Below are 16,545 nucleotides of genomic sequence, written 5' to 3' on the forward strand. Positions count from 1 at the left end.
CCCGCCGCCCCCCGGGCGGGGGCCGGCCCCCGCGCCCCCCCCCCCCCCCGCCGCAGCGAAGGCCCGCCTCCCGGACACCCCTCCCGCCCAGTCACCCGCCACCGGTGGGCGGACGGAGAACCGGCCCCCGGGCCTGCTCCCCGGCCCGGGCCGGGGAACAGGCCGGTGGACGACGTCGGCGGCAGCGGGCCTCAGGAGAGCATGTTGATCCGGTACTGCATGATCCGGTAGTTCTGCGGGTCGTACCACTGGCTGACGACGATGTGGAAGTTGCCGAACGTCGAGCCGGGGATGACGAAACCGCCGTACGGGCTGGCGACCAGGTTGGTGACCTCCTGCCCCGGGGTGCTGGGGAGGATCATGGCCTGCTCCAGCGTCCGGGTGAGGTCCGAGGTCGGCAGGGGGAAGACCATGGCCCTGATCGACAGCGGGTCCATGTTGAGCCAGGTGAGCACGTACTTGCCGTCCATGGCGCGGAAGCACAGCTCGCCCCACTTGCGGGTGCCGAGGACGGTGGTCGGCGCGGGGGCGTTCCAGCGCCACCCGCCGTCGGCGTAGCCCCACGGCTCGTAGGCGTCCGGGGTGCCGAGGCTCTCCTTCCGTACCCGGTGCAGCAGCATCCCGGATTCCACGTCGCGGTTGAACACCGTGGACAGCACGTAGCAGTAGCCGTCGTCGGCCACGGCGTAGGTCTTCTGCTGGAACTGCCCGCCGTACAGGTCGGCCGGCCACTGGCAGAGGTACTCCCAGGTCTGGCCGTTGTCGGTGGAGCGCCAGAAGTCGGTGTGGTGGGTGTCGTAGATGACGCCGCGCATGAGGTGCATGTACATCACCCCGTCGACGACGAAGACGTCGGACGGGATCGCGGTCGTGAACTTGTCGCCGACCCGGTTGTGCGGTTCGTCGACGAGGCTGATGCCGTGGTCGCCCCGGACGACGCCGTCGATGCGCAGGTTGTTCAGGTCCGCGCTGCTGGAACGCAGGCCGACCGGGGCGTTCCACTGGCCGTGGCCGACCTGGTCGCCGTCGAAGGTGTCGCCGCAGACGAAGAGCATGGTGCCGTCCGGGCAGAGCACGGGGATCCCGAGGTCGGTCCAGGGTGCGCCGAGCGACCCGGTTTCGACGGGGCCGCTGAGGTTCTTCAGCTTGGTCGCGATCGTCGGACCGGTCGGGTCGTAGGGGCCGTTGGCGAGTGCCGCCGGGGCGCCCGAGGCGATCGCCCCCGCCCCCGCGGCGACGCCGAGGCCGATCCTGAGGAGTCGGCGGCGGGTGGGCCCGCCGGTCGTCACGTCGTTTCCGTCCGCTGAGCGTGTCATGGTGCCGATGGCCCTTCCGAGTCGACGGATCCCGCGGCTGCCCCTGGAGCGGCATGTGGAACGCGCGCACACCGGTGGCGACGGGCGTCACCGAGGCTACGGCGGCCCGTCGCCGCGTCGACGGTCGGTGGACGGACCTTCACCCGAATCGGTGAGGACGGAGGGGAGTTGACGGTTCGGACCGGTGGCCGGGACCGGCCGCGCGGAAGGCTCCACCGCACGCGGTTCCACCGCACACCGCGCCGACGTCACACCGCGCCGACCGTCACACCGCGCCGACCGTCACGCCGCGGCGACCTCCTGCGGCGGGGCCGGCCGGGTGCCGCGCGGGAGCAGCAGCGGGGTGGCCAGGATGAGCAGCCCCGCGACCGCGAGCGCGGTGCGCGGCCCGGTGGCGTCGGCGAGCAGTCCGCCGAGCGCGGTGCAGACGGCGATGGAGGCCTGCTGGCCGATGGACCAGGCGGAGAGGGTGCGGGCGACCAGGTGCTCGGGTGTGCGTTCGAGCCGGTAGGTGGCGAGCACCGGGCTGTACAGGCTCATGTTGACGATGATCGCCAGCTCGACGGCCATCACGGTGAGCAGGCCGACCACGCCGGGGCGGACGAGGACCAGGCCGATCAGCCAGACGGCGCGCAGCGCGCCGACGGTGCGGAACACCCGGTCCCGGCCGTGGCGGGCCACCACGCGCCGGGCCAGCCGGGAGCCGATCAGTCCGCCGAGGCAGGGGGCGGCGAAGGCGAGGCCGTACTGCCAGGGCGGGAAGTGGAGTTGGCGCAGCAGCAGGACGGCCAGCACCGGTTCGGTGGCCATGATCAGTCCGCCGACGAGCAGGTTGTTGAGGTAGAGGGCCCGCAGGTCGGGGTCGCCGAGGATGTGCCGCCAGCCGTCGAGCAGCGCGCCGGTGCGCACCGTGCCCCGGTCGTTCGGTGGCGGTGGCGGGGGCTCCTCGCGGCCGCGGATCGCGGTGATGCCGAGAGCGGAGAGCAGGTAGCTGAGCGCGTCCGCGATCACGGTGGTGACCGGTCCGAGCAGGCCGATGGCGGCGCCGCCGAGCGGTGGCCCGATCGCGATGGAGCTCCAGTTGGTGGACTCGAAGCGGGCGTTGGCCACCAGCAGGTCCTCCGGCCGTACGAGGGCCTTGAGGTGGGCGCCGCTGGCCGCGTTGAACGCGATCTTGGCGGCGGCGACCACGGCGGAGACCGCCAGCAGCTGGACGAAGCCGAGCAGTCCGAGGGCGTAGGCGAGCGGGATCGTCGCCATCGCCGTGAACCGGGCGAGGTCCATCGCGATCATCACCGGGCGCTTGCGCCGGAACTCCCCCCAGGGGGCGAGTGGTACCGCGATCAGCGCCCCCACCGCGGGGCCCACCGCGGACAGCGCGGACACCTGCGCCGGGCCGGCGTGCAGCACCAGGACGGCGAGCAGCGGCAGCGCCCCGAAGCCCAATCCGGAGCCGTACGCGCTCACCGCGTAGGCCACCCACAACCAGCCGAACCGCCGCCCCAGCCGCGTCCTGGCCGTTCCGCCCACCCTGTCCCGGCGCATGTCCCGGCGTGCTCCCTCGACATTCCGGTCGCACGATCCGACCGCACAATCCGACGTTGACCGGGCAGAGCCAACCGGGCGGCGCAGCCGCAGGTCAAACAACCGCTCCGCGCACTCCGTACAACCGGTCGTTGTTCCCTAAGGTGGGTCGGCATGGACTTCGAAGCCGTACGCACCTTCGCCGCAGTCGCGGCGGCGGGCCAGTTCCAGAAGGCCGCGGCCGACCTGGCGATCACCCAGCAGGCCGTCTCCAAGCGGATCGCCGCCCTGGAGCGCGACCTCGGTGTCCGGCTGTTCACCCGGACCCCGCGCGGCGCCGAACTCACCATCGACGGGCAGGCGTTCCTGCCGCACGCCCGCGAACTGCTGCGCGCCGCCGAGCGCGCGGTCGCCTCCGTGCGCACCGGCCGTCGGCCGCTGCGGGTGGACGTGATCGCCTCGCGCGTCGCGCCGTCGGGCCTGTTGCGGGAGTTCCACCGGGTGAACCCCGGGATCGAGCTGGACGTGGTGATGCTGTTCGACGTCGAGGCGGCCGTCACCGCGCTCCGCTCGGGCGCGATCGACGCGTCGTTCCGGGCGGTGGCCGCGCCAGGCCGGCCGCTGCCCGACGACATCGGGTCCGTCCGGGTGCTGGACGAGCCGTTGCAGCTCCTCACCGGTCCCGCCCACGCGCTGGCGGGCGCCCGTTCGGTGACCGTCGCCGAGCTCGTCGGGCACCGGATCTGGATGCCCGGCATCGCCCCCGGCACCGAGTGGGCCGCCTACTACGAGGACCTGGTGGCCGGGTTCGGCCTCACCATCGAGGCGACCGGGCCCAACTTCGGCTCGGACGCGCTCCTGGACACCGTCGCCGACACCCCGGCCCTGGCGACCCTGATGAGCGAGTACACCCGCCTGGTCTGGCCGGCCGGCCACGGCCTGCGCCGCATCCCGGTGACCGGCCCGACGCCGGTCTACCCGCACTCGCTGCTGTGGCACCGCGACAACCCCCACCCGGCGTTGCCGGTGCTGCGCGCCCACCTGGTCGCCGCCGCGCCCGCCCTCGACGCGGCCGGCACCTGGCGGCCGGACTGGGTGCTCCCGCGCTGAGCCGACGGGCGGAACGCGCGGACGGCGGAACGGGACGGCACGGGCGGCGGTCGGAACGGGGGCGGACGGGCGGCGGGGCGGGCTGGCTCAGGCCTCCTCGCGCCAGCCCTCGTAGGAGCCGACCACGGTGTCCAGGGCGTGCAGCAGGGCGGGCGTCCAGCCGTCGGACGGCGGGTCGAGGACGACCAGCCACTGGGCGTCCTCGGCGTCGTCCTCGCCGGCCAGGGCGTCGCGGACGATCTCCAGCTCGCCGAGGTCGGGGTGGGCGGCGGAGAGCTCCTCGGCGGCCTCGTCGGCGGTGTCGCGGTCGGGCAGGACGAGCAGCTGGCGGCCGTACGGGTCGTCGACGGCCGGGAGGTCGGGGGTGTGGTTCTCGGTCACCGTGCCATTCTCCAGGTCGGGCGCGGTGCTCCGGCAGGGCGGTCCCGGAGCCGGGACGGCGTCGGCCCGGGCGGGAGGGAAGGCGCCGGCCCGGACGGGAGGGTCCGCGGCCCGGGCGGGAGTGTCCGTGGCCCGTGGGATGCTGGTAGGCGATGGCCAGGAAGAGTGCACCCGACGACCTGCTCGCCCCGCTGACCCTCGCGGTCGGCCAGGAGGAGCTGCTGCTGGACCGCGCGGTCGCCCAGGTGGTGGCCGCGGCGAAGGCGGCGGACCCGGACACCGACGTGCGGGACCTCCCGCCCGGCGGCCTGCAGCCCGGCAGTCTGGCCGAGCTGACCACGCCCTCGTTGTTCGCCGAGCGCAAGGTGATCGTGGTCCGGGCCGCGCAGGACCTCTCCGCCGACTCGGTGAAGGAGGTCAAGGCGTACATCGAGGCGCCGGCCGAGGAAGTGATCATGGTGCTGGTGCACGCCGGCGGGGCCAAGGGCAAGGGCCTGCTGGACGCCGGGCGCAAGGCGGGCGGGCGTGAGGTGGCCTGCGCCAAGCTGGCCAAGGCGAGCGAGCGACTGGCCTTCGTCAAGGGCGAGTTCCGTGCGCTGGGCCGTTCGGCGACCCCGGAGGCCTGCCAGGCGCTGCTGGACGCGCTCGGCAGCGACCTGCGCGAACTGGCCGCCGCGTGCAGCCAGTTGACCTCGGACGTCGAGGGCGCCATCGACGAGACGGTGGTGGCCCGTTACTACAGCGGCCGGGCCGAGGCGACCGGCTTCGAGGTGGCGGACCTGGCGGTCACCGGCCGGGCGGCCGAGGCGCTGGAGCGGCTGCGCTGGGCGCTGGCCGTCGGCCAGCCGCCGACCGGCATCACCTATGCGCTGGCCTCCGGCGTGCGCAGCATCGGGCGGCTGGCGACGACCGGGCGGAACATGCGCCCGGCCGATCTGGCCCGCGAGTTGGGCATGCCGCCGTGGAAGGTGGACCGGGTCCGCCAGCAGATGCGCGGCTGGACGGGCGACGCGGTGGCCACCGCGCTGACCGAGATCGCCCGGGCCGACGCCGCCGTGAAGGGCGGCGGGGCCGACCCGGCGTTCGCCCTGGAGCGCGCGGTGGTCGCCGTCGCCAGGGCCGCCCGGGCCGGCTCCCGGCCCTCCTACTGACGCCCCCGGCCGGCTCCCGGCCCTCCTCCTGACGCCCCCGGGCCGGGGTTCCGCTACTTGCGCATGGCCCGGAGCGCGTTGTCGGCGTCCTCCTGCAGGGCGGTGCGCAGGTCGTTCATGGACGGGGGGTTGTCCTTGCCCTGGCTGTAACTGGCGTTGTAGGTGAGGTAGAAGGTCATCCCGCCGTCGAGGACGTCCACCTCGGCGTACAGGCTGTGGTACGTGGACGAGCCGTCGTCCTTGTACAGGAAGTACGCCTCCTCGCCGAGCCCCGGGAGGTCGGTGGCCTGGTAGCCGCGGGCCGTGTAGAGCGCCTTGTTGGCCCTGAGCTCGGGCGCGGGGTTGACGGCCTTGTGCAGGTCGGCCCGGATGTAGGCGGAGGCGTACTCCGCGGAGGCGCTGCTGCCGCCGGTCCCGGCGGTCCGCTTGAGCGACATCGAGCAGTTCATGCTGTCCAGCGCCGGGTTCCGGTCGGTGTGGTGGGACGGCGAGTTGCTGTCCGTGGTGACGGTGTACGTCTGCAGCAGCCGGGAGGGCTTCGCGGTGGCGCAGAAGTCGTCCGAGAGGTGGTAGCCGCCGAGGCTGCGCGGTGAGGAGTCGGTGCTGACCAGGTCGGGGACGACGATGACGGCGGTGGCCCAGCCGGCCGAGGCGAGCAGCGCGCCGACGAAGGCCCAGACGGTGTTGCGCCGCAGGTTCCCGCCCGAGCGGCCGGTGGGCGCCGTGGCGGCGGCGGGTGGACCGGGCGGGGGCCCGAACCCGGACGCGGTTGGCGGCACGACGCCGGGCTGCAGCGGTCCCGGCTGCACCGGCCCCAGAGGCACCGCTCCCGGCATCTGCTGCGGGAACCCGTACCCCGGCCCGTTCGGCCCCGGCCCGCTCGGTCCCGGTCCCCGTCCCGGCCCGTTCGCCCCCGGGGACGGTGTCGCGGACGGCGGTGGCGGCGGTGGCGTCGACATGGCGGTTCCCCCTCAGAACGGGCGCCGGTGCGCTCCCCGCGCCCCGATCACGCCGGACCGACGATAGCGGCCGGGCCACACAACGCGACAGGCGCTGCCAACGCGACAGGCGCCGCAGTCGGCCTCGAAGAGGAGGCCGGCTGCGACGCCTGTCGTACAGCTGGTGTGCACCGCACCCGCGTGGCGAACGCAGGCCGCGTGCGGTGCGAGTCTCGCACGCCTCGGGGTCCCGGGTAGAGGGCCGGTTCGCTCCGAGGCGGTGGGGGCTGGCGCCCCCGGGGGCGTCAGGCCTGGACGGCGGTGTTGACGCGCTTGGTGATGGCCGACTTCTTGTTGGCGGCCTGGTTGGCGTGGATGACGCCCTTGCTCACGGCCTTGTCGAGCGCCTTGGAGGCGGCACGGGCCAGCACGACGGCCTTCTCGGTCTCGCCGGCGGCAGCGGCCTCGCGGGCCTTGCGCAGAGCGGTCTTCAGCGAGGACTTGACGGCCTTGTTGCGCAGGCGCGCCTTCTCGTTGGTCTTGTTGCGCTTGATCTGGGACTTGATGTTCGCCACGAAGGAGCCTCAGTCTTGTGTGAATGGTTCTGGGGGTCCCCCCGGCCGAAGCTGGGGGAGGTCTGCACATGAAGGCCGCCGGACCAGCTGAGAGGGCATGCCGGGGCCAGGTGCAGCTGACCACGCTACCAGGGGCCCGCCGTCCGTCCCAAACCGGCCGCCGGGCGCACGGGCGGGGAGCGGCTGCGAGGTGCCCGAACGGCATCCCGCGCCGAGGTCGTGGGAGGATGGGAGGAACTATTTCGATCGGACGAGACCGTCCGGTCCCCGGGATAGCCGGTCAGCGATGATCCGGACCGCCCCGGCCCCGGACCACGGAGAATCGGACCAAGGTGCCCGCGACCCCCAGCAATGTGCCAGAGCCCAGCCGTACCGACCCGGCGCTGATCCGCAACTTCTGCATCATCGCCCACATCGACCACGGCAAGTCGACGCTCGCAGACCGGATGCTGCAGATCACCGGCGTCGTCGACCCGCGGCAGATGCGTGCCCAGTACCTCGACCGGATGGACATCGAGCGCGAGCGCGGCATCACCATCAAGTCGCAGGCGGTCCGCCTCCCGTGGGCCCCCAAGACCGGGCCGGACGCCGGGACGACGCACATCCTCAACATGATCGACACCCCCGGCCACGTGGACTTCACGTACGAGGTGTCCCGCTCCCTCGCGGCCTGCGAGGGCACCATCCTGGTGGTCGACGCGGCCCAGGGCATCGAGGCGCAGACCCTCGCCAACCTGTACCTGGCGCTGGAGAACGACCTCACGATCGTCCCGGTCCTGAACAAGATCGACCTGCCGGCCGCCCAGCCGGAGAAGTACGCCGCGGAGATCGCCCACATCATCGGGTGCGACCCCTCCGACGTGCTCCAGGTCAGCGCCAAGACCGGTCTCGGCGTCGAGGACCTGCTGGACCACATCGTCAACACCGTCCCGGCCCCGGTCGGCGTCAAGGACGCCCCGGCCCGCGCGATGATCTTCGACTCGGTGTACGACTCCTACCGCGGCGTGGTCACCTACGTCCGTGTGGTGGACGGCCAGCTCACCAAGCGCGAGCGCATCGCGATGATGTCCACCGGCGCGACCCACGAGCTGCTGGAGATCGGTGTCATCTCGCCCGAGCCGAAGGTCGCCGACGGCCTCGGCGTCGGCGAGGTGGGCTACATCATCACCGGTGTGAAGGACGTCCGGCAGTCCAAGGTCGGTGACACGATCACCTCGATGCACAAGGGCGCCACCGAGCCGCTGGGCGGCTACAAGGACCCGCGTCCGATGGTGTTCTCCGGCCTGTACCCGCTGGACGGCTCGGACTACCCGCTGCTGCGCGACGCCCTGGACAAGCTGCGCCTCAACGACGCCGCCCTGGTGTACGAGCCGGAGACCTCGGTCGCGCTCGGCTTCGGCTACCGCTGCGGCTTCCTCGGCCTGCTGCACCTGGAGATCATCCGGGAGCGCCTGGAGCGCGAGTTCAACCTCGACCTGATCTCCACCGCCCCGAACGTGGTCTACCGGGTGGTGATGGAGGACGGCACCGAGCACACCGTCACCAACCCGAGCGAGTTCCCGTCCGGCAAGATCTCCGACGTCTACGAGCCGGTGGTGCGCGGCACCATCCTCGCGCCCAACGAGTTCGTCGGCGCGATCATGGAGCTCTGCCAGTCCCGCCGCGGCAACCTCCAGGGCATGGACTACCTCTCCGAGGACCGGGTCGAGCTGCGCTACACCCTGCCGCTCGCCGAGATCGTCTTCGACTTCTTCGACCAGCTGAAGTCCAAGACCCGCGGCTACGCCTCGCTGGACTACGAGCCCATCGGCGAGCAGAGCGCCCAGCTGGTCAAGGTCGACATCCTGCTGCACGGCGACGCGGTGGACGCCTTCTCCGCGATCGTGCACAAGGACAAGGCCTACGGCTACGGCGTGATGATGGCCGGCAAGCTGCAGAAGCTGATCCCGCGCCAGCAGTTCGAGGTGCCGATCCAGGCCGCCATCGGCTCCCGGGTGATCGCCCGTGAGACGGTCCGCGCGATCCGCAAGGACGTCCTCGCCAAGTGCTACGGCGGTGACATCTCCCGCAAGCGGAAGCTGCTGGAGAAGCAGAAGGAAGGCAAGAAGCGGATGAAGATGGTCGGCAGCGTGGAGGTCCCGCAGGAGGCCTTCATCGCCGCGCTGTCCACCGACGCCGAGGGCCCGAAGGACAAGAAGTAGCAGCGACGGAAGGGCCCGGGGCGATCCGCCCCGGGCCCTTCCGCATGTCCGCGCCCGGTCAGTCGACCTCGGCCACTGCCTCCGCGAACTGCGCCTGGTAGAGCCGGGCGTAGGCGCCGTCGGCGGCGATCAGCTCGTCGTGCGAGCCCTGCTCGACGATGGAGCCGTTCTCCATCACCAGGATGACGTCGGCGTCCCGGATGGTGGAGAGGCGGTGGGCGATGACGAAGCTGGTGCGACCGGTGCGCAGCCGGGCCATGGCCCGCTGGATGAGCACCTCGGTGCGGGTGTCGACCGAGCTGGTGGCCTCGTCCAGGACGAGGATCGACGGCTGGGCGAGGAAGGCCCGGGCGATGGTGATCAGCTGCTTCTCGCCGGTGCTGACGCCGGTGCCCTCGTCGTCGATGACGGTGTCGTAGCCCTCCGGGAGGGTGCGGACGAAGCGGTCGACGTGGGCGGCCCTGGCGGCCTCGACCACCTGCTCGCGGGTGGCGGAGCCGGCGCCGTAGGCGATGTTGTCGGCGATGCTGCCGCCGAACAGCCAGGTGTCCTGGAGGACCATGCCGATGCCGGAGCGCAGGTCCTCGCGGGACATCGCGGCGATGTCGACGCCGTCGAGGGTGATCCGGCCGGAGCTGACCTCGTAGAACCGCATCAGCAGGTTGACCAGGGTGGTCTTGCCGGCGCCGGTGGGGCCGACGATGGCGACGGTCTGGCCGGGTTCGACCTTGAGCGAGAGGTCCTCGATGAGCGGCTTCTCGGGGTCGTAGCGGAAGGACACGTCCTGGAAGGCGACCCGGCCGTGGACGGTGTCGGGCTTCTCGGGCATGGCGGGTTCGGGGGTCTGCTCGGGGGCGTCGAGCAGTTCGAAGACGCGCTCGGCGGAGGCGACCCCGGACTGCACCAGGTTGGCCATGCTGGCGACCTGGGTGAGCGGCTGGCTGAACTGCCGGGAGTACTGGACGAAGGCCTGGACGTCGCCGATGGACAGCGAGCCGCTGGCCACCCGCAGGCCGCCGACCACCGCGACCAGCACGTACTGCAGGTTGCCGATCAGCATCATCGCGGGCTGGATGATCCCGGAGATGAACTGGGCGCGGAAGCTGGCGTGGTAGAGCGCCTCGTTGTGCTCGCGGAAGGTCTCGGCGGACTCGCGCTGCCGGCCGAACGCCTTGACCAGGGTGTGGCCGGTGTACATCTCCTCGATGTGGGCGTTGAGTTGGCCGGTGGACTTCCACTGCTGGACGAACTGCGGCTGGGCCCGCTTGCCGACCTTGGCGGCGACGAGCACCGACAGCGGCACCGAGATCAGGGCGATCCCGGCGAGCAGCGGGGAGATCCAGAACATGAACCCGAGCACACCGACCACGGTGAGCAGCGAGTTGACGATCTGTCCCATGGTCTGCTGCATCGACTGGCCGATGTTGTCGATGTCGTTGGTGACCCGGCTGAGCACCTCGCCGCGCGGCTGCTTGTCGAAGTAACTGAGCGGCAGCCGGGCGAGTTTGGCCTCGACGTCCTGGCGCAGCCGGTAGCCGGCGGACTGGATGGCCTGGGTGGCCAGGCGGCCCTGGACGATGCCGAAGAGGGCGGAGGCGAGGTAGATGCCGAGCACCCAGAGCAGGACGGAGCCGATGGCGCCGAAGTCCATGCCGTGGCCGGGGGTGAAGTCGACCGCGGAGAGCAGGTCGGCGACGCCGCCGTCGCCGTGGGCGCGCAGTCCGGCGATCACCTCGGCCTTGGAGGCGCCGGGCTGGAAGCGGGCGCCGACGACGCCGGCGAAGATCAGGTCGGTGGCGTCGCCGAGGATCTTGGGGCCGGTGACGGCGCAGCCGATGCCGAGCACGCCGAGCAGCAGGACGCCGAGCAGCAGCTTGCGTTCGGGGCGCAGCAGGCCGAGCACGCGCTTGCCGGAGCCCTTGAAGTCCATGGACTTCTCGGTGCCCTGGCCGCCCATGAAGCGGCCGGGTCCGGCCGGGCCGCGGCGGGCGGCGGCGGCTTGGGAGTCGCTGGGGAGCTTGTCGGGGCCGGCGTCCTTCTCGGGGCTGGTCACGCCGCCTCCTGCTCGGTGAGCTGGGAGAGCACGATCTCCCGGTACGTCGGGTTGTCGGCCATCAGTTCCTGGTGGGTGCCGGTGCCGACGACGGCGCCCTCGTCGAGGACGACGATCCGGTCGGCGTCGCGGATGGTGGACACCCGCTGGGCGACGATCAGGACGGTGGCGTCGGCGGTCTCGCGGGCGAGGGCCTTGCGCAGCTTGGCGTCGGTGGCGTAGTCGAGGGCGGAGAAGGAGTCGTCGAAGAGGTAGACGTCGGGGCGGCGGACCAGGGCGCGGGCGATGGCCAGGCGCTGGCGCTGGCCGCCGGAGACGTTGCTGCCGCCCTGGGCGATGGGGGCGTCCAGGCCTTCGGTGAGCTTCTCGACGAACTCCTTGGCCTGGGCGATCTCCAGGGCCTTCCAGAGTTCCTCGTCGGTGGCGTCGGGCCGGCCGTAGCGGAGGTTGCTGGCGACGGTGCCGCTGAACAGGTACGGCTTCTGCGGGACGATGCCGACGCTGTCGGCGATCGTGTCGGCGGAGAGCTCGCGCACGTCCACGCCGTCGAGCAGGACCTGGCCGGAGGTGGCGTCGAAGAGCCGGGGGACGAGGCCGAGCAGGGTGGACTTGCCGCTGCCGGTGGAGCCGATGATGGCGGTGGTCTCGCCGGGGCGGGCGGTGAGGTCGATGCCGCGCAGCACCGAGGCCTCGGCGCCGGGGTAGCGGAAGTCGACGTCGCGCAGTTCCAGGTGGCCGTGGCGCAGCAGTTCGGTGACCGGGGCGGCGGGCGGGACGACGCTGGAGGAGGTGGTGAGGACGGCCTGGATGCGTTCGGCGCAGACCTCGGCGCGCGGCACCATCATGAACATGAAGGTGGCCATCATGACGCTCATCAGGATCTGCATCAGGTAGGTCAGGAAGGCGGTGAGCGCGCCGACCTGCATGGCGCCGCTGTCGATGCGGTGGGCGCCGAACCAGAGCACCGCGATGCTGGAGACGTTCACGACCAGCATCACGGCCGGGAACATGACGGACATCAGTCGGCCGACCTGCCGGGCGACCTGGGTGAGGTCCTCGTTGGCCTGGCCGAAGCGCTGCTGCTCGTGGTCGTCCTTGACGAAGGCGCGGATGACCCGGATGCCGGTGATCTGCTCGCGCAGCACCCGGTTCACGGTGTCGATCCGCTCCTGCATGCTGCGGAACTTCGGGCGCAGGGCCCGGACGAGCAGGGTGACGACGATGCCGAGTGCGGGGATGACGGCGAGCAGCAGTCCGGAGAGCGGGACGTCCTGGTTGAGCGCCATGATGATGCCGCCGACGCACATGATCGGTGCGGCGACCATCAGGGTGAAGCTCATCAGGGCCAGCATCTGGACCTGCTGGACGTCGTTGGTGGTGCGGGTGATCAGCGAGGGGGCGCCGAACTGGCCGACCTCGCGGGCGGAGAAGCTCTGCACCCGGTCGAAGACGGAGGCCCGCAGGTCGCGGCCGAACGCCATCGCGGTGCGGGCGCCGTAGTAGACGGCGCAGACCGAGCAGAGGGCCTGGGCGAGGGTGACGCCGATCATCACGGCGCCGACGCGCAGGATGTAGCCGGTGTCGCCCTTGACCACGCCCTGGTCGATGATGTCGGCGTTGAGCGTGGGCAGGTAGAGCGCCGCGAGGGTGGACACCAGCTGGAGGGTCACCAGCAAGGTGATCTGTCGGGAGTATGGGCGCAGGTACGCCCGGAGCAGTCTGATCAGCACTGGCACACTCTTGTCGTCGCCGGTCGGGTTCGCACCCCAATTCTCGTTGTTCCACGGCGTCGTACGGACCATTCGGGCGCTGTCCCGGGGAGGTTTGCCGGGCCTTTGCCTTTGCCGGTCGGGCCGGCGGGTCGGCGCGGCCGGTCCCGGGGCGGCGGTGCCGGGCACCGGCGCGGCGGGGGCGTGCCAGCTGGATCCGCCCCCTTACGGAATGACCGGTTTCCCCCTAGGCTGCTGACTGCGCCCTTGTTACTGACCGGTACCGCTCACCGCTCACGTGGACCGGCGCCCGACGCCCGCCCCCACGGACGCCGAGACAAATCCCTCAGACGGCCACCCGCCCCCGGAGGTCCTCGTTGAGTTCCGCGCAGTCCCTGATCGACTCCGGCAGTGCCGACATCGTCGCCGGGCGTCCGGCGTCCGTCGCCCACCTGTTCCTGGAGCGCGTCGCCGCCACCCCGAACGCCGAGGCCTACCGCCACCCCGTCACGGTCGACGAGCACGCCGCGGACGGCGCGCCGGGCGCCGAACAGTGGCGCTCGCTCACCTGGGCGCAGACCGCGGTCCGGGTCAAGGCGGTGGCGGCCGGCCTGATGGCGCTCGGCATCCAGCCGGAGGACCGGGTCGCGCTGGCCTCCTCCACCCGGCTGGAGTGGATCCTCACCGACCTCGGCGCGATGTGCGCGGGCGCCGCCATCACCACGGTCTACCCGAGCACCAACGCGGACGAGACGGCCTTCATCCTCTCCAACTCCGGCTCCCGGGCCCTGTTCGCGGAGAACGCCGCCCAGCTGGCCAAGGCCGTCGAGCACATCGACGAGCTGCCCGAGCTGCGCACCGTGATCCTCTTCGACGAGCCCGCCGAGGCGCCCGGTACCGCGGGCCTGGACCTGATCACCCTGGCCGAGCTGGAGCGGCGCGGCGCCGAGTACCTGGAGCAGCACCCGGACGCGGTCGAGAAGGCGGTGGCCGCGCTCGACAAGGAGCAGCTGGCCACCCTGATCTACACCTCCGGCACCACCGGCCGCCCCAAGGGCGTGCGCCTGGTGCACGACTGCTGGGCGTACGAGGGCCGGGCCCAGGAGTCCAGCGGCCTGCTCGGCCCGGACGACGTCCAGTTCATGTGGCTGCCGCTGTCGCACGTCTTCGGCAAGACCCTGATCTCCGGCCAGATCGCCACCGGCCACGTGATGGCGCTGGACGGCCGGGTCGACCGGATCATCCACAACCTGCCGGTCATCCGGCCCACCGTGATGGCCTCGGCGCCGCGCATCTTCGAGAAGGTCTACAACGGCATCGCCGGCCGGGCCCGGGCCGAGGGCGGCGCCAAGTACAAGATCTTCCTGTGGGCCGCCAAGGTCGCCCGCGAGCACGCCCGGGTGGTCCAGGAGAGCCGGGTCGCCACCGGCGTCGAGTCCGCCCCGCTGGGCCTGCGGCTGCAGCACGCGCTGGCCGACAAGCTGGTGTACGCGAAGATCCGGGCGGCCTTCGGCGGCCGGCTGCGCGGCGCGGTCTCCGGCAGCGCCGCGCTCGCCCCCGAGATCGGCTACTTCTTCCTCGGCGCCGGGGTGCCGATCCTGGAGGGCTACGGGCTGAGCGAGACCAGCGCCGGCTCCTGCGTCAACCGCAAGGAGGACGTGCGGATCGGCACGGTCGGCCGCCCGCTGCCCGGCACCGAGGTGCGGATCGCCGAGGACGGCGAGATCCTGCTGCGCGGCCCCGGCGTCATGCGCGGCTACCACGACCTGCCGGAGAAGACCGCCGAGGTGCTGGAGCCGGACGGCTGGTTCCACACCGAGGACATCGGCGAGCTCAGCGCCGACGGCTTCCTGCGGATCACCGACCGCAAGAAGGACCTGTTCAAGACCTCCGGCGGCAAGTACGTGGCGCCCAGCGAGGTCGAGGGCAAGTTCAAGGCGGTCTGCCCGTTCGTCAGCAACATCCTGGTGATCGGCAACGGCCGCAACTACTGCACGGCGCTGATCGGCCTGGACGAGGCGGTGCTGATGCCGTGGGCCGCCGAGCGCGGCCTGGCCGGCAAGAGCTACGCCGAGCTGGCCGCCGACCCGGCCGTGCACCAGCTGATCGAGGGCTTCGTCAAGCGGGTCAACGCCGACCTCCAGCGCTGGCAGACGATCAAGAAGTTCCACCTGCTGCCCCGCGACCTCGACATCGAGCACGGCGAGCTCACCCCGAGCCTGAAGATCAAGCGCCCGGTCGTCGAGCGGACCTACGCGGACGCGGTGACCGCGATGTACGCGGGCGCCAACGAGGCCTGAGCCCCCGCTCCCGTACGGCCCGCGTGTTCGGTCGGGCCGTACGGGACAATGGGGTCATGCCCTCCGCACTCCCCGACGGCGAACCGGTGCCGTCCGACGGTTCCCTGCCCGCGCACGCCCTCACCGGGCTGGGCCGACGGCCGTTCGGCTTCTACCTGCACGTGCCGTACTGCGCCAGCCGCTGCGGCTACTGCGACTTCAACACCTACACCGCCACCGAGCTGCGCTCCTCCGGGGCGGTCGCCTCCCAGGAGACCTACGCGGACAACGTGGTCGCCGAGATCCGGCACGCCCGCAGGGTGCTCGGGGACGTCGACCTGCCGGTGCGGACGGTCTTCCTCGGCGGCGGCACCCCGACCCTGCTGCCGGCCCGCGACCTGGTGAAGATGCTGGCCGCGCTGCGCGAGGAGTTCGGGATCGCCCCGGACGCCGAGGTCACCACCGAGGCCAACCCGGAGTCCGTCGACCCGGCCTACCTGGCCGAACTGCGCGAGGGCGGCTACAACCGGATCTCCTTCGGCATGCAGAGCGCCCGCCCGCACGTCCTCCGGCTGCTCGACCGCCACCACACCCCCGGCCGCCCCGAGGCGTGCGTGGCCGAGGCCCGGGAGGCCGGCTTCGAGCACGTCAACCTCGACCTGATCTACGGCACCCCCGGCGAGTCCGACGACGACTGGCGGGCCTCCCTGGACGCCGCGATCGGCGCCGGGCCCGACCACGTCTCCGCGTACTCGCTGATCGTCGAGGACGGCACCAAGCTGGCCGCCCGGGTCAAGCGCGGCGAACTGCCGATGATCGACGACGACGTGCACGCCGACCGCTACCTCATCGCCGAGCAGGCGCTCAGTGCGGCCGGCTACTCCTGGTACGAGGTCTCCAACTGGGCCACCACCCCCGAGGGCCGCTGCCGCCACAACGAGCTCTACTGGACCGGCGCCGACTGGTGGGGCGCCGGCCCCGGCGCCCACAGCCACGTCGGCGGCGTCCGCTGGTGGAACGCCAAGCACCCCGCCGCCTACGCCCAGGCCCTCGCCGAGGGCCGCACCCCGGCCCTGGGCCGCGAGGTGCTGGGCGAGGAGGACCGCCGGGTCGAGCGGATCCTGCTGGAACTGCGCCTGGAGCGCGGCATCCCGCTGGACCTGCTGACCGACACCGGCCGCCGCGCCGCCGCCAAGGCCCTCGCCGACGGCCTCCTCGCCGAGGAGCCCTACGAGCAGGGCCGCGCCGCCCTCACCCTCCAGGGCAGGCTGCTGGCGGATGCCGTCGTCCGCGACCTGGTGGACTGAT

Annotated in this window: 12 protein-coding genes; 5 read left to right on the forward strand and 7 right to left on the reverse strand. The window is 72.1% G+C overall.

The window, feature by feature from the left end:
- Positions 1-191 precede the first annotated feature (191 nt).
- Positions 192-1,316, reverse strand: coding sequence for a DUF4185 domain-containing protein (locus ABTZ03_RS02315; RefSeq protein WP_350510959.1), 1,125 nt, complete (start codon positions 1,314-1,316; stop codon positions 192-194).
- A gap of 282 nt (positions 1,317-1,598) precedes the next feature.
- Positions 1,599-2,861, reverse strand: a complete 1,263-nt coding sequence (locus ABTZ03_RS02320) for an MFS transporter (RefSeq protein WP_350510960.1) — start codon at positions 2,859-2,861, stop codon at positions 1,599-1,601.
- A 153-nt stretch (positions 2,862-3,014) separates the two neighbouring features.
- Between ABTZ03_RS02320 and ABTZ03_RS02325 the strand changes: the two genes are divergently transcribed.
- Entirely contained in the window at positions 3,015-3,950 is a 936-nt protein-coding gene (locus tag ABTZ03_RS02325) for a LysR family transcriptional regulator (protein WP_350510961.1), read from the forward strand.
- 87 nt (positions 3,951-4,037) lie between these two features.
- Here the strand turns inward: ABTZ03_RS02325 and ABTZ03_RS02330 are convergent, their stop codons facing one another.
- On the reverse strand, positions 4,038-4,331 hold the full coding sequence (locus ABTZ03_RS02330; protein ID WP_350510962.1) for a hypothetical protein: 294 nt from the start codon (positions 4,329-4,331) through the stop codon (positions 4,038-4,040).
- A 152-nt stretch (positions 4,332-4,483) separates the two neighbouring features.
- On the opposite strand from ABTZ03_RS02330, the gene holA reads away from it, so the two are divergent.
- Positions 4,484-5,482, forward strand: a complete 999-nt coding sequence (holA, locus tag ABTZ03_RS02335) for a DNA polymerase III subunit delta (protein ID WP_350510963.1) — start codon at positions 4,484-4,486, stop codon at positions 5,480-5,482.
- Positions 5,483-5,535: 53 nt separating this feature from the next.
- Here the strand turns inward: holA and ABTZ03_RS02340 are convergent, their stop codons facing one another.
- Entirely contained in the window at positions 5,536-6,261 is a 726-nt protein-coding gene (locus ABTZ03_RS02340) for a hypothetical protein (protein ID WP_350510964.1), read from the reverse strand.
- Between the two features lie 464 nt (positions 6,262-6,725).
- Positions 6,726-6,995 carry a 30S ribosomal protein S20 gene (rpsT, locus tag ABTZ03_RS02345; protein WP_218205877.1) on the reverse strand — a complete coding sequence of 90 codons (270 nt, stop codon included), beginning with the start codon at positions 6,993-6,995 and terminating at the stop codon, positions 6,726-6,728.
- Positions 6,996-7,327: 332 nt separating this feature from the next.
- On the opposite strand from rpsT, the gene lepA reads away from it, so the two are divergent.
- On the forward strand, positions 7,328-9,196 hold the full coding sequence (gene lepA, locus ABTZ03_RS02350; protein WP_350510965.1) for a translation elongation factor 4: 1,869 nt from the start codon (positions 7,328-7,330) through the stop codon (positions 9,194-9,196).
- 58 nt (positions 9,197-9,254) lie between these two features.
- Here the strand turns inward: lepA and ABTZ03_RS02355 are convergent, their stop codons facing one another.
- Both ABTZ03_RS02355 and ABTZ03_RS02360 read right to left on the reverse strand, forming a co-directional pair.
- Entirely contained in the window at positions 9,255-11,153 is a 1,899-nt protein-coding gene (locus ABTZ03_RS02355) for an ABC transporter ATP-binding protein (RefSeq protein ID WP_350511203.1), read from the reverse strand.
- A 92-nt stretch (positions 11,154-11,245) separates the two neighbouring features.
- Positions 11,246-12,979, reverse strand: coding sequence for an ABC transporter ATP-binding protein (locus ABTZ03_RS02360; RefSeq protein WP_350510966.1), 1,734 nt, complete (start codon positions 12,977-12,979; stop codon positions 11,246-11,248).
- Between the two features lie 356 nt (positions 12,980-13,335).
- Here ABTZ03_RS02360 and ABTZ03_RS02365 point away from each other — a divergent pair, with 356 nt between their 5' ends.
- Entirely contained in the window at positions 13,336-15,258 is a 1,923-nt protein-coding gene (locus ABTZ03_RS02365; protein WP_350510967.1) for an AMP-dependent synthetase/ligase, read from the forward strand.
- 56 nt (positions 15,259-15,314) lie between these two features.
- Entirely contained in the window at positions 15,315-16,544 is a 1,230-nt protein-coding gene (hemW, locus tag ABTZ03_RS02370) for a radical SAM family heme chaperone HemW (RefSeq protein WP_350510968.1), read from the forward strand.
- Position 16,545 lies beyond the last annotated feature (1 nt).

Origin of the sequence: Kitasatospora sp. NPDC096077 (genome assembly GCF_040303245.1) — a bacterium.
Lineage (GTDB): Bacteria > Actinomycetota > Actinomycetes > Streptomycetales > Streptomycetaceae > Kitasatospora.